The organism is Polaromonas glacialis, assembly GCF_000709345.1.
Taxonomy (GTDB): domain Bacteria; phylum Pseudomonadota; class Gammaproteobacteria; order Burkholderiales; family Burkholderiaceae_C; genus Polaromonas; species Polaromonas glacialis.
Genome location: NZ_KL448323.1, coordinates 860006 through 873923, shown reverse-complemented (window position 1 = coordinate 873923; position 13918 = coordinate 860006). Strand labels below are relative to the sequence as shown.

At 60.5% G+C, this 13918-nt stretch carries 9 protein-coding genes and 1 pseudogene; 3 read left to right on the top strand and 7 right to left on the bottom strand.

Features of this window, described 5'->3' with window-relative positions; all coding sequences use genetic code 11:
• Positions 1–80 precede the first annotated feature (80 nt).
• Positions 81–1718 (top strand): ABC transporter substrate-binding protein, encoded by a 1638-nt coding sequence (locus tag EC86_RS0104520; protein WP_036772725.1) that lies wholly within the window; start codon positions 81–83, stop codon positions 1716–1718.
• A gap of 148 nt (positions 1719–1866) precedes the next feature.
• Here the strand turns inward: EC86_RS0104520 and ygiD are convergent, their stop codons facing one another.
• A complete protein-coding gene (gene ygiD / locus EC86_RS0104515) occupies positions 1867–2721 on the bottom strand; it encodes a 4,5-DOPA-extradiol-dioxygenase (RefSeq protein ID WP_029524492.1) in 855 nt (284 codons plus the stop codon).
• A 333-nt stretch (positions 2722–3054) separates the two neighbouring features.
• Here ygiD and phaZ point away from each other — a divergent pair, with 333 nt between their 5' ends.
• Both phaZ and rsxB read left to right on the top strand, forming a co-directional pair.
• Positions 3055–4746 (top strand): polyhydroxyalkanoate depolymerase, encoded by a 1692-nt coding sequence (gene phaZ, locus EC86_RS0104510; protein ID WP_029524491.1) that lies wholly within the window; start codon positions 3055–3057, stop codon positions 4744–4746.
• A 74-nt stretch (positions 4747–4820) separates the two neighbouring features.
• Positions 4821–5498, top strand: a complete 678-nt coding sequence (rsxB, locus tag EC86_RS0104505) for an electron transport complex subunit RsxB (protein ID WP_029524490.1) — start codon at positions 4821–4823, stop codon at positions 5496–5498.
• 49 nt (positions 5499–5547) lie between these two features.
• On the opposite strand, the pseudogene EC86_RS28520 reads toward rsxB, so the two are convergent.
• The 6 genes and pseudogenes from EC86_RS28520 to scpA all read right to left on the bottom strand — a co-directional run.
• Positions 5548–6140, bottom strand: a pseudogene (locus tag EC86_RS28520) (methyl-accepting chemotaxis protein); the annotation flags it as partial.
• 401 nt (positions 6141–6541) lie between these two features.
• Positions 6542–7033: a VOC family protein gene (locus tag EC86_RS0104495; protein WP_051676108.1), complete on the bottom strand. Its 492-nt coding sequence runs from the start codon at positions 7031–7033 to the stop codon at positions 6542–6544.
• On the bottom strand, positions 7033–9081 hold the full coding sequence (locus EC86_RS0104490; protein WP_029524488.1) for an acetyl-CoA carboxylase biotin carboxylase subunit: 2049 nt from the start codon (positions 9079–9081) through the stop codon (positions 7033–7035). The genes EC86_RS0104495 and EC86_RS0104490 overlap by 1 nt, the downstream gene beginning before the upstream one ends.
• A gap of 19 nt (positions 9082–9100) precedes the next feature.
• Positions 9101–10633: an acyl-CoA carboxylase subunit beta gene (locus EC86_RS0104485; RefSeq protein ID WP_029524487.1), complete on the bottom strand. Its 1533-nt coding sequence runs from the start codon at positions 10631–10633 to the stop codon at positions 9101–9103.
• 60 nt (positions 10634–10693) lie between these two features.
• A complete protein-coding gene (gene meaB, locus EC86_RS0104480; protein ID WP_029524486.1) occupies positions 10694–11716 on the bottom strand; it encodes a methylmalonyl Co-A mutase-associated GTPase MeaB in 1023 nt (340 codons plus the stop codon).
• Positions 11713–13869, bottom strand: coding sequence for a methylmalonyl-CoA mutase (gene scpA / locus EC86_RS0104475; protein WP_029524485.1), 2157 nt, complete (start codon positions 13867–13869; stop codon positions 11713–11715). The genes meaB and scpA overlap by 4 nt, the downstream gene beginning before the upstream one ends.
• Positions 13870–13918 lie beyond the last annotated feature (49 nt).

Below are 13918 nucleotides of genomic sequence, written 5' to 3'. Positions count from 1 at the left end.
AGCAAGCGCGCACCACAAGTGCGGCAAACCTGGCCGCAAACCCGCTGCGTTGCAGCACCAACCTCGAAGGAAGTCGTCAGATGATTCAGTCCCCACCATTTGCCAGCCGGCTGCGTCCGGTGCAGCGCGCACTGCTCTGCGCCCTTGCCCTGCCCGCATTGCTGGCGCTTTCGCCGGTTTCGGCCAAGACGCTGGTGTTCTGCTCCGAAGGCAGCCCCGAAAACTTCTATCCCGGCATCAACACGACCGGCACCTCGTTTGACGCCAACGAACCGATTTACAACCGCATCGTCGAGTTTGAGCGCGGCGGCACCAAGGTAGTGCCGGGCCTGGCCGAAAAGTGGGACATTTCGGCTGACGGCAAGGAATACACCTTTCACCTGCGCAAGGGCGTGAAATGGCACAACACCAGCAAGAACTTCAAGCCCACCCGCGACTTCAATGCCGACGACGTGCTCTTCATGTTCGAGCGCCAGTGGAAGGAAGACAACGCCTTTTTCAGGGTCACCAGCCCCAACCATTCGTATTTCAGCGACATGGGCATGCCCAAGCTGCTGACTTCGGTGCAAAAAATCGATGACTACACCGTCAAGATCACGCTGAACAAGCCCGAATCGCCCTTCCTGGCCAACCTGGCGATGCCCTATGCAGCAGTCCAGTCGAAGGAATATGCCGATGCCATGCTGAAAGCAGGCACGCCCGAGAAGATCGACCAGGACCCGATCGGCACGGGTCCGTTCTCGCTGCTGCAGTACCAGAAGGACGCCGTCATCCGCTACAAGGCCTTTGCCCAGCACTGGGCCGGCAAGGCCAAGATCGACGACCTGGTTTATTCCATCACCCCCGACGCCTCGGTGCGCTGGGCCAAGCTGCAAAAGGGTGAATGCCATGTCATGCCCTACCCCAACCCGGCCGACCTGGAGGCGATTCGCAAGGACCCGAACGTGCAGGTGCTGGAGCAGCCGGGCCTGAACGTCGGCTACCTGGCGTACAACACGACCAAAAAACCGTTCGACGACGTGCGCGTGCGCAAGGCCGTCAACATGGCCATCAACAAGAAGGCCATCGTGGACGGCGTGTACCTGGGCACCGGCATCGTCGCCAAGAACCCGATTCCGCCGTCGATGTGGTCGTACAACGACGCCATCAAGGATGACGAGTACAACCCCGACGCCGCCAAGAAACTGCTGGCGGCGGCGGGCTACCCGGACGGCTTCTCCACCGACCTGTGGGCCATGCCGGTGCAGCGCCCCTACAACCCGAATGCCAAGCGCATTGCCGAACTGATGCAGGCCGACCTGGTCAAGGTCGGCGTCAAGGCCGAAATCAAGAGCTTTGAATGGGGCGAGTACCGCAAGCGCATGCAGGCCGGCGAACACCAGATGGGCATGCTCGGCTGGACCGGCGACAACGGCGACCCGGACAACTTCCTTTACACGCTGCTGGGCTGCGCCTCGGCCCAGTCGGTCAGCGGCAGCAACATTGCCAAGTTCTGCTACCAGCCTTATGAAGACGTGGTGCTGAAAGCCAAGACCGTGACCAGTACGGCAGAACGCACCAAGCTGTACCAGCAGGCGCAGGTGATTTTCAAGGAACAGGCGCCCTGGTTCACCATTGCCCATGCGGTGCAGATCAAGCCGGTGCGCAAGAACGTGATCGACTTCAAGAACTCACCGTTCGGCCGGCACAACTTCTACGGCGTGGACATCAAGGAATAAGCGGCCTGGCTTGCCTGCAAGGGCATCCCCACTCCAACATGCCGGTCAGCCATCAACTGACCGGCATTTTCATTGGATTTCAATCTTTTCAGGCCGTTTGCGCACAGTGCTATTGCATAGTTTGCTAGTATTTTAATAGCAAACTGATTCAACCCCAGACCACCGAACGCATGGAAATCGAGCCGCCCTGGAAGCTGGTATTCAAAAACCGCATCGGCTCGCGCGCATCCACAGCACCGGCTGCGTACAGCAAGGGCAAAAAATGCTCATGCGTCGGGTGGGCCATCTTCGCCAGCGAACCGAGCTTCTGGAAATTCTGCAAGGCATCGAGATTGCCCTGCTGCGCATAGCCGCCTATCGTCTGGTCGAACTCCAGTGCCCAGTCATACGCCTGGTTGCCGCCGGCACCGCGCTGCATCTGGCTCAGGTTGTGCACGATGTTGCCGCTGGCCACGATCAGCACGCCCCGGTCGCGCAGGGCCTTGAGCTGTTTGGCCAAGGCATAGTGGTCTTCAGGCGCGCGGTCATAGTCCATGCTGAGCTGGATCACCGGAATGTCGGCGTCGGGAAACATCGGCCCCAGCACCGACCAGGCGCCGTGGTCCAGACCCCATTCACCGGCGTCGAGTCCCAGCGGCGCCGACGCACGCTGCCTGACCAGCAGGCTGATGGCGCTGGCCGCATCCGGATCGCCGGGTGCGGGGTATTGCTGGTCAAACAGTTCTTGCGGAAATCCGCCAAAGTCATGAATGGTCCTGGGTTTCGCCATGGCGGTGAGCCACCAGCCTTGCGTCAGCCAGTGGGCCGAAATGCACAGGATCAGCTGCGGTCGGGGCTGTTCAGTGCCGAATCGGGCACCCAGGGCCTGCCAGCTGCGCCGGTATTCGTTGTCGCCAAGGGCATTCATGGGACTGCCATGCCCCATGAACATCACCGGCATCCTGTCGGATTTTTTCAGCGATGGCAAACTGTCAAGTGCGTTGGCGTCAAGCGTGTTGAGCATGTTTATCCTGTAGTAATGGTGGAGTAGGAAAAGTTTTGCCAAATAAAGCGGTGCTCAAAATAAATTTTTGGTGCAGCCTTCCTTCAAAGGTTAGAGCTGTTTTCCGATACCCCAATGCGACTGCTTGTGTGATAGTAATACCTTTTGTCTAGCACATCGATCAATTGACAGCGTGGTTTTGTTCCCTAAAATAGGGTATGCCAGCCGCCAAAAAATTGTAAAAAAATGTTAAATACTAGCGATTATCACTAGTTGTCAAGTCTCTTCGGCTGGTATATTGCACTGCAACATATTTCGTTTTTCATAAACGTTTCACAAAAAAGGTTCCTTCCAATGCTGTATCAACTCTATGAATCCCAGCGCACGTTGATGGAGCCGTTTGTTGACTTTGCGCAGGCGGCGGCAAAGCTCTACAGCAGTCCCCTGTCTCCCATTGGCAAAACCCCGCTGTCCCAGCGTGTCTCGGCAGGCTACAGCCTGATGTACCGGCTCGGCAAGGACTACGAAAAGCCATCGTTCGACATTCATCAGGTCGAGGTTAACAAGCAAGGGGTCAGCCTGGCGATTCATGAACGCATTGAAGTTGACAAGCCGTTTTGCGAACTGCGCCGTTTCAAGCGGTTCACCGATGATTCGGCCACGCTGACGCAACTCAAGGACCAGCCAGCCGTGCTGATGGTCGCGCCTTTGTCGGGCCATTATTCGACCCTGCTGCGCGACACCGTCAAGACCATGCTCAAGGACCACAAGGTCTACATCACCGACTGGAAAAACGCGCGTAACGTTCCCCTGTCGGAAGGCGCTTTCCACCTTGACGACTATGTCAACTATGTGCAGGAATTCATTCGCCACCTTCAGGGAAAGTACGGCAACTGCCATGTCATCAGCGTTTGCCAGCCCACCGTTCCGGTGTTCGCGGCGATCTCATTGATGGCATCGCGCGGGGAAAAAACCCCGCTGTCCATGATCATGATGGGCGGCCCGATCGATGCACGCCTGTCGCCGACGTCGGTGAACAACCTGGCAACGACGAAGCCCTTCGAATGGTTTGAAAACAATGTGATCTACCGCGTCCCCGCCAGCTTTGCGGGCAAGGGCCGGCGCGTCTATCCCGGCTTCCTGCAGCATACCGGCTTCGTGGCCATGAACCCCGACCGCCATGCCACCAGCCACTACGACTACTTCAAGAATCTGATCAAGGGCGATGACGTCAGCACGGAAGCGCACCGCAAGTTCTACGACGAGTACAACGCCGTCCTCGACATGGATGCCGACTATTACCTCGAAACCATCAAGACCGTGTTCCAGGATTTCAAACTGGTCAATGGCACCTGGGACGTCATGTCTCCGGAAGGCGTCCTTGAGCGGGTGAAACCGGGCGACATCAAGACCACCGCCGTGATGACAGTGGAAGGCGAACTGGACGACATTTCCGGCTCCGGCCAGACCCGTGCGGCGCTTGACATGTGCAGTGGCGTGGCGCCAGGGCAAAAAACCCACCTGGAAGCCCAGGGCGCAGGCCATTACGGCATTTTCAGCGGCAGGCGCTGGCGCGATGTCGTTTATCCGGCGGTGACAAGCTTCATCCTTGAACACAACAAGTCGCTTGCGCAGATCGAGAAAGCCCCGGCGGCGGCAAAAAAAACAGCCAAGCCCGAGAAGCAGCTCCGGTTGCAAGTACCTGCGACGGTTGAAATTCCAGCTACGCCGGTCGCCACAGAAGCCGTGAAAACGGCCGTCAAGCGCAGCGCCAAGACCACGACCGCCGGACTGAAATCAACGGTTGCTGCCGGGAAAACGGTGGCCAAAGAGCTTTCGGATATCGCCGAAAAACCCGCCGTGGCAAAACCAGTTCTGGTGGCCGTCAAAAATACGGCAGCCAAGCCCGAGCCTGTTGTTGAAGACATCCCGACAGCAACGGCGCTGCCCATTGCCGCGACGGTTGCCACCGTTGCCCCGGCATCTGAGGCAGGTGTCGAAGCGGCATTCAACACGCCGATTCCTCCCGAGAAATCAGCCGCCTGAGAAAGCATGGCGCGGTCCACTACGTGACCGCGCCAGAAATACGGGTAGGCAGGCGATGGGACAATGACAGCGTGATGCCGATCTATCTGAATTCCCTCTTTGACCGGATCAATTCCGCTCTCCCGCAGACCCAGTGCACGCGCTGCGGCTATGCCGATTGCGCAGCCTACGCGCAAGCCATTGCATCGAATGAAGCAGCCATCAACCAGTGCCCGCCCGGCGGCGCTGAAGGAATCCGGCGCCTGTCCAACATCACGGGCTTGCCGGTTCAGCCTCTGAATCCCCTGAATGGCCTCGAAGGTACTCGCGCGGTGGCCATCATTGACGAAGCCTGGTGCATTGGCTGCACCCTGTGCATCAAGGCCTGCCCGGTTGATGCCATCATCGGCAGCAACAAGATGATGCACACCGTGATCGAACCGGCCTGCACCGGATGCGAGTTATGCCTGACAGCCTGCCCGGTCGATTGCATCAGCCTGGAAAATGTCACCGGCAGCCGCACGGGCTGGAATGCCTGGTCAACTCCGGACGCGGACGCCGCACTGAAACGCTATGAAGTTCATAGCTATAGAAGCAGTCTGGACATGCGCAAAGTCCCTAAAACACCTAAAAAAACAATCGAAGCACCAGACAGCCGGACAAGCGAGCCGCCTGTGCAGGCGCAACCCCACGTCGATGAGGCCGAACGTAAGCGCGCGTTCATCAAGGCGGCGCTGGACCGGTCGCGCGCCCAGCGTGCATCAAAGGAATGAGCCTCCGACCGCGCGGCAAGCACGGAATTAGACAAGGCCTGAGCTGACCTCAGACGGCGGCGAGGTCCTTGTAGACGCCGCAGCCGACGAACAAATCGTCCACTTGCTCGACAAGAGACATCTTGGCCTGCACTTTTCCGGTCGTCGGATTGGTGATGTCGTACTCGACCAAGCCCGCCTCGACGCCAGCCTGATTGACGATGGATCCCAGCAGCTGGTTGCCATCGATTCCCGCAATATCCTGCACGCGCGTCCCCACCCGGGACGGGTTCCCGCCAAAGGCCAGATAGGTGCCCCAGGCATCCAGGACAAAGACATACATGTCGCGGTCATGAAATCCTTTAACCCGATGGGTCAGGTCGCGCAGGAAGGCTTCCCTGGTGGTCTGGCGTCGATGGCTGGCCGCGACATGGCTTGACGATCTGTTGATCAGCTGCCTGATTTCCTTGACTGACTCTGCAGAGCGCTGAGAAAGCGAGCGAATTTCGCTGGCCACCACCGCAAAACCCCTCCCGGACTCGCCTTCGCGGGGGCCGCCTCGACCGCTGCGTTGAGCGCCAGGATATTGGTTTGAAGCGCCATGCTGTCGATGAGTTCGACAATTTCGCCCATGCGCTTGGCGCTGTCCTGCACGGCTTCAACGGCTGCGATGGCGCCAACCACGGTGGCAGCACCTCCATTGGCCAGGTTTTGACCTTTCCGGCCTGCAGGTTGGCATGGCTGACCGTGTCTGCATTGGCCTGGAGGACGGATGACAGCTGCTCAACGCTGGCAGCCGTTTGCACCAGATTGGAGGCCTGGAGCTCGGTGCGGCTGTACAAGTTGCGAAGGCAGCATTGCTGCGAACATTCGCCACCATTCCAGACAGAGTGTCGCCAATCTTGCCCAGTGCAATGCTCAGACTATCCAGTTCATCCGGGCCACGCTTGCCCAGGTCGTCGCCTGTGAAAAGCCGGTAGCCCGCCAGCACTGATGCCATCGAAGACGCAGCGGCCAGCAGTTTGACGCAAAATACCCTTGCGATTGGGCAGTCAAGCGTCTTTTCAGCGCTCAGTTTGCGCGTGAAACGCCTGGATCACTTCTGCCGGCGCCTGCACCAGTTCAATCAGCACGCCCTCGCCTGCAATCGGGAACTCTTCGTTCGACTTGGGATGCAGGAAGCAGATGTCAAAACCCGCCGCGCCCTTTCGGATGCCGCCCGGCGCAAAGCGAACGCCCTGCGCCGCGAGCCATTGCACCGCTGCAGGCAGGTCGTCAATCCACAGGCCCACATGGTTGAGCGGAGTGGTGTGAACCGCTGGTTTTTTTTCAATATCCACCGGCTGCATCAGGTCCACCTCGACCTTGAACGGGCCGCTGCCGATGGCGCAGATGTCTTCATCGACATTTTCGCGCTCGCTGACGAAATTGCCGGTGACCTCCAGCCCCAGCATGTCCACCCACAGCGTGCGCAGGCGGTCCTTGCGGGTGGCGCCAATGGCGATCTGCTGGATGCCCAGCACCTTGAAGGGACGCATCGGGGTCGTCGCCTGCATCATGCGAACTCCACGATCGGCTGGTCCACGCTCAAGGACTCGCCCTTGGCCGCCAGCACCTTGCCGACGATACCGTCAGCCGTCGCAAACAGCACGTTTTCCATCTTCATGGCCTCGATCACGGCCACGCGTTCACCGGCCTGGACCTTCTGGCCGACCTGCACCGCGACCTCGACCAGCAGGCCGGGCATGGGCGACAGCACAAAGCGGCTCATGTCGGGCGGCGCCTTGAAAGGCATCAGCGCATGCAGCTCGGCAGCGCGCGGCGACAACACCATGGCATCGAGCCGGGTGCCGTTGTGGATGATGCGTATCGCCAGCGGATTCTTGCCAACACCGCGCTCAACCTGCGCCGCAAACGGCTGTCCGTTGACGGTGCCGCGAATGCGCGTGCCGCCCAGGTGCCAACCGCTGCATATTTCATAGCGCTTGTCGCCCGTCTCTACTGCGCTGGAGCCCGAAATGGTTTGAAAATCCCGAACCACCGCAGGTCGCGGCGTGTTCAGGCCGCTGTCGCCCAGGCCAATCACCACATACTCTTCGCCGATCGTCACGCCATGGCCCGGCAACTGGCCGCTGATGCCCGCAGCGCGCGCCCGGATGCGGCGGTTCACATAGGCCGCCAGCGCAACCAGGAAATCGGCATCGTCATGCGGAACGTCTTCGGCGCGGAAGCCCTGTCCGTAGTTTTCGGCAATGAAGCCGGTGTTGAAGTCACCGGCAACAAACTTCGGGTGCGCCAGCAGGGCCGCCTGGAACGGAATGTTGCTGCTGACGCCGCGAATCACGAAGCTGTTGAGCGCCTCGCGCATCTTGGCGATCGCATCGTTGCGGTCGGTGCCATGAACGATGAGCTTGGCAATCATCGAGTCGTAGAACATCGGAATCTCGCCGCCGTCCTGCACGCCGGTATCGACCCGCACGCCGAACCACTTCGAGGTGTCCGAGGCGAACATGGTTTCCTTCGGCGGCTGAAAGCGCACCAGCCGGCCCGTCGATGGCAGAAAGCCGCGAAACGGGTCTTCGGCGTTGATGCGGCATTCGATGGCCCAGCCGTCGCGCTTTATCTCGTCCTGCGTGAGCGGCAGCTTTTCACCAGCGGCCACGCGAATCATCAACTCGACCAGGTCCAGCCCGGTGATGCATTCCGTGACCGGATGCTCGACCTGCAGGCGCGTGTTCATTTCCAGGAAATAAAAACTCTGGTCCTTGCCGACGACAAACTCGACCGTGCCGGCACTTTGGTACTTCACCGCCTTGGCCAGTTGCACCGCCTGCTCGCCCATGGCCTTGCGCGTCTCGTCGCTGATGAAAGGGGACGGCGCTTCCTCGATCACCTTCTGGTGGCGACGCTGGATCGAGCATTCGCGTTCATTCAAGTAAATTACATTGCCATGGCTGTCGCCGATCAGCTGGATTTCGATGTGGCGTGGCTCCTCGACAAATTTCTCGATGAACACGCGGTCGTCACCAAAGCTGTTGCGCGCCTCGTTGCGGCAGCTGGTGAAGCCTTCAAATGCTTCCTTGTCGTTGAAGGCGACGCGCAGGCCCTTGCCGCCGCCGCCGGCGCTGGCCTTGATCATGACCGGGTAGCCGATGCCCTGGGCGATTTCCACCGCTTTTTCAGCGGTTTCAATCGCGTCGTTCACACCGGGAATGCAGTTCACGCCGGCAGCGCCGGCCAGTTTCTTCGACTCGATCTTGTCGCCCATGGCGGCAATCGAATAATGCTTGGGGCCAATGAAGACGATGCCCTCTTCTTCCACCCGCTTGGCAAAGCCCGAGTTTTCGCTCAAAAAGCCGTAGCCGGGATGCACCGCCTGCGCGCCGGTCTGCTTGCAGGCCGCAATGATTTTTTCGGCCTGCAGGTAGCTGTCGCGACTCGGCGCGGGGCCAATGTTGACGGCTTCGTCAGCCAGTTCTACGTGGCGTGCATCCTTGTCGGCGTCGGAATACACCGCCACCGTCTTGATGCCCATCTTGCGGGCGGTGAGGATGACACGGCAGGCGATTTCGCCCCGGTTGGCAATCAGGATTTTGGTAAACATAGTGTCTTTTACTCGGCGCTTAAAGTGGAATGTTCCCGTGCTTGCGCCACGGATTTTCGAGTTTCTTGTCCTTGAGCATCACCAGCGAGCGGCAAATGCGCTTGCGGGTTTCATGCGGCAGGATCACGTCGTCGATGAAACCGCGCGCACCGGCCACGAACGGGTTGGCAAAGCGCGCCTTGTATTCGGCTTCTTTCGCGGCCAGCTTGGCCGGATCGCCCTTGTCTTCGCGGAAGATGATCTCGACCGCGCCCTTGGCGCCCATCACCGCAATCTCGGCGTTGGGCCAGGCAAAGTTGACGTCGCCGCGCAGGTGCTTGGAACTCATCACGTCATACGCGCCGCCGTAGGCCTTGCGGGTGATGACGGTGATTTTCGGCACGGTGCATTCGGCGTAGGCATACAGCAGCTTGGCGCCGTGCTTGATGATGCCGCCGTATTCCTGTGCCGTGCCGGGCATGAAACCGGGCACATCGACAAAGGTGATCACCGGGATGTTGAAGGCATCGCAAAAGCGCACGAAGCGAGCCGCCTTGATCGAGCTCTTGATGTCCAGGCAACCGGCCAGCACCAGCGGCTGGTTGGCGACGATGCCGACCGACTGGCCTTCCATGCGCGCAAAGCCGATGATGATGTTCTTCGCGTATTCGGGCTGGATTTCGAAGAAGTCGCCATCATCGACCGTCTTGGTGATGAGTTCCTTCATGTCGTAAGCCTTGTTCGGGCTCTCGGGCACCAGCGTGTCCAGGCTGCGGTCCATGCGGCCGGCCGGGTCGGCGCTCGGGCGCACCGGCGCTTTTTCGCGGTTGTTCAGCGGCAGGTAGTTGTACAGCCGGCGCAGCATGATCAGCGCTTCGACGTCATTTTCGAAGGCCAGGTCGGCCACGCCGCTCTTGGTGGTGTGGCTGATGGCGCCGCCCAGTTCCTCGGCCGTCACTTCCTCGTGCGTCACGGTCTTGACCACTTCAGGGCCGGTGACGAACATGTAGGAAGAGTCCTTAACCATGAAGATGAAGTCGGTCATGGCGGGCGAATACACCGCGCCGCCGGCCGATGGCCCCATGATCATGCTGATCTGCGGAATCACGCCGCTGGCCATCACGTTGCGCTGGAACACGTCGGCGTAACCCCCTAGCGACGCCACGCCCTCCTGGATGCGCGCGCCGCCGGAGTCGTTCAGGCCGATCACCGGCGCGCCGACCTTCATCGCCTGGTCCATTACCTTGCAGATTTTCTCGGCATGCGCTTCGCTCAGGGCGCCGCCAAACACGGTGAAATCCTGGCTGAACACGAACACCAGGCGGCCATTGATCATGCCGTAGCCGGTGACCACGCCGTCGCCCGGAATCTTGTTGTCCTGCATGCCGAAGTCGCTGCAGCGGTGCTCGACAAACATGTCCCATTCCTCGAAGGTGCCTTCGTCAAGCAGCACATCGAGCCGTTCGCGCGCCGTCAGCTTGCCCTTGCCGTGCTGCGCGTCAATGCGCTTCTGGCCACCGCCCAGGCGGGCCGCAGCGCGCTTTTTTTCAAGTTGCTCAAGGATTTCCTGCATGGTTCGCTTTCTTTAGGCTCAATAACGCTATAAATTTTTTGCTATCTATTAAATAGCTGCTTATGCCCGCTGCATATGCGCAGAGAGCAGATTTCGTGCTGCAGTCGAGGCTGGAAGCTGGCCTTTGCCGACTTGCTCCAGCAGGGGCGGCAGCATGGCGCTGACTGCCGGGTCTTGCCGGAAGGCCTGCTTCAATCCTGCGTCAACCCGCTCCCACATCCAGGACAGCGCCTGGTGCTGGCGCCGGGCGGCCAGCTTGCCGTTGGCCGTCTGCAGCGTCCTGAACTCCGTCACCGCCGCCCAGAATGCATCGACGCCCTGGTTGTGCAATGCGCTGAGCTGCAGTACCTGCGGGTGCCACTGCTTGTCAAAATCAGCCGCCTGCGCGGCGCCCATAGCGTTGTTGACCAGGCCGAACAGCCGCATGGCCGAGCGGATCTGCGCTTCGGCGCGCATGGCGGCATTGGCGTCGATGTCGGCCTTGTTGATGACAACCAGGTCGGCCAGCTCCATCACGCCTTTCTTGATCGCCTGCAAATCATCGCCCGCGTTGGGCAACTGCATGACCACGAACATGTCGGTCATGTTGGCCACGGCGGTTTCGGACTGGCCGACGCCGACGGTCTCGACAATCACCACATCGTAGCCCGCCGCCTCGCAGACCAGCATGGCTTCGCGGGTTTTTTCGGCCACGCCGCCGAGGGTGCAGCTCGACGGGCTGGGCCGGATATACGCCGACTCGTGAACCGAGAGCATTTCCATGCGCGTCTTGTCGCCCAGAATGGAGCCGCCCGACACGCTCGATGAGGGATCGATGGTCAGCACCGCCACCCGGTGGCCCTGCTTGATCAGGTACAGCCCCAGCACCTCGATGAAGGTTGATTTTCCGACGCCGGGCACGCCGCTGATACCCAGGCGAAACGCTTGGCCAGTGTGCGGCAGCAGCGCTGTCAGCAATTCGTCGCCTTGCGCGCGGTGGTCGGCGCGGGTCGATTCGAGCAGGGTGATGGCTTTGGCAATGGCGCGGCGCTGCTCGGCGGGATTGCCGCGCAGCACGCCCTCCAGCAATGCGCTTTCGGTCACTTCAGGGCAGCCCGGATCTGCTCCAGCACATCCTTGGCGCTGGCCGGAATCGGCGTGCCGGGGCCGTAGATACCCTTGACGCCGGCCTCATACAGCATCTCGTAGTCCTGGCGGGGAATCACACCGCCGACAAACACGATGATGTCGTCGGCGCCCTGCTTCTTGAGTTCGGCAATGATGGCGGGCACCAGCGTCTTGTGGCCGGCAGCCAGCGTGCTCACGCCGACGGCATGCACGTCGTTTTCAATGGCCTGCCGCGCGCATTCCTCGGGCGTCTGGAACAGCGGCCCCATGTCCACGTCAAAACCCAGATCGGCAAACGCGGTGGCGACCACCTTGGCGCCCCGGTCGTGGCCGTCCTGGCCGAGCTTGGAAATCATCACGCGCGGACGGCGGCCTTCTGCTTCGGCAAAAGCATTGATCTCGCTCTTGAGCGTTTCCCAGCCTTCGGCCGAGTCGTAGGCGGCGGCATACACACCGCTGACCTTTTGCGTGTCGGCACGGTGGCGGCCATAGACCTTTTCAAGCGCGTCGCTGACCTCGCCGACCGTGGCGCGCAGGCGCATCGCCTTGATGCACAAATCGAGCAAGTTGCCGCTGTTGCTTTCGGCTGCTGCCGTCAGCGCGTCCAGCGCAGCCTGTACGGCCGCTGTGTCGCGCGCCGCCCGGATGGCCTTCAGGCGCTCGATCTGGCCGTCGCGCACCGCCACGTTGTCGATGTCGCGCGATTCGATGGCGTCTTCGGTCTTGAGCTTGTACTTGTTGACGCCGACGATCACGTCCTTGCCGCTGTCGATGCGCGCCTGCTTTTCTGCCGCCGCCGCTTCGATCTTGAGCTTGGCCCAGCCGCTGTCCACGGCCTTGACCATGCCGCCCATGGCTTCGACTTCCTCGATGATGGTCCAAGCCGAGTCGGCCATGTCCTGCGTCAGCTTTTCCATCATGTAGCTGCCGGCCCAGGGGTCGATCACGCTGGTGATGTGGGTTTCTTCCTGGATGATGAGCTGGGTGTTGCGGGCAATGCGCGAACTGAACTCTGTGGGCAGCGCAATCGCCTCGTCGAACGAATTGGTGTGCAGGCTTTGCGTCCCGCCGAATACCGCCGCCATGGCTTCGATGGTGGTGCGCACGACGTTGTTGTACGGGTCCTGCTCGGTCAGGCTCCAGCCGCTGGTCTGGCAGTGGGTGCGCAGCATCAGGCTCTTGGGGTTCTTGGCGTCGAAACCCTTCATGATCCGGCACCACAGCAATCTGGCGGCGCGCATCTTGGCGACTTCGAGGTAGAAGTTCATGCCGATGGCCCAGAAAAAGCTCAGGCGTCCGGCGAAACCGTCAACGTCCAGGCCCTTGCCCAGGGCGGTCTTCACATACTCCTTGCCGTCAGCCAGCGTGAAGGCCAGTTCCAGCGCCTGATTCGCGCCAGCTTCCTGCATGTGGTAGCCGCTGATCGATATCGAGTTGAACTTGGGCATGTTCTGCGCCGTGTACTCAATGATGTCGCCAATGATGCGCATGCTGGGCGCTGGCGGGTAGATGTAGGTGTTGCGCACCATGAACTCTTTGAGCACATCGTTCTGGATGGTGCCGCTCAGTTTGTCCTGGCTCACGCCCTGCTCTTCGGCGGCCACCACGTAGCCTGCGAGCACCGGCAGCACCGCGCCGTTCATGGTCATGGAAACGCTGACCTTGTCGAGCGGTATCTGGTCGAACAGGATTTTCATGTCCTCCACGCTGTCAATCGCCACGCCGGCCTTGCCAACGTCGCCCGTCACGCGCGGGTGATCGCTGTCGTAGCCCCGATGCGTGGCCAGGTCAAAAGCCACCGACACGCCTTGCCCGCCAGCCGCCAGCGCCTTGCGGTAAAACGCGTTGGATTCTTCAGCCGTTGAAAACCCTGCGTACTGGCGGATGGTCCACGGGCGCACTGCATACATCGTGGCCTGCGGGCCGCGAATGAAGGGCTCGAAACCCGGCAAGGTGTTGGTGTAAGGAAGATCCTTGATGTCCTCGGCGGTGTACAGCGGCTTGACGCTGATGCCGTCGGGCGTTTCCCAGTTCAAGGCGTTGACGTCGCCGCCAGGGGCGGATTTGGCGGCTGACTTGGCCCAGGCTTCAAGATTGGCAGTGTTGAAAGGAGCAGGCGTTGAACTCATGGCGGGTCGGCAGTCTTGGTTAAGCCTTGGAAGCCTGCTTTTTTCGACA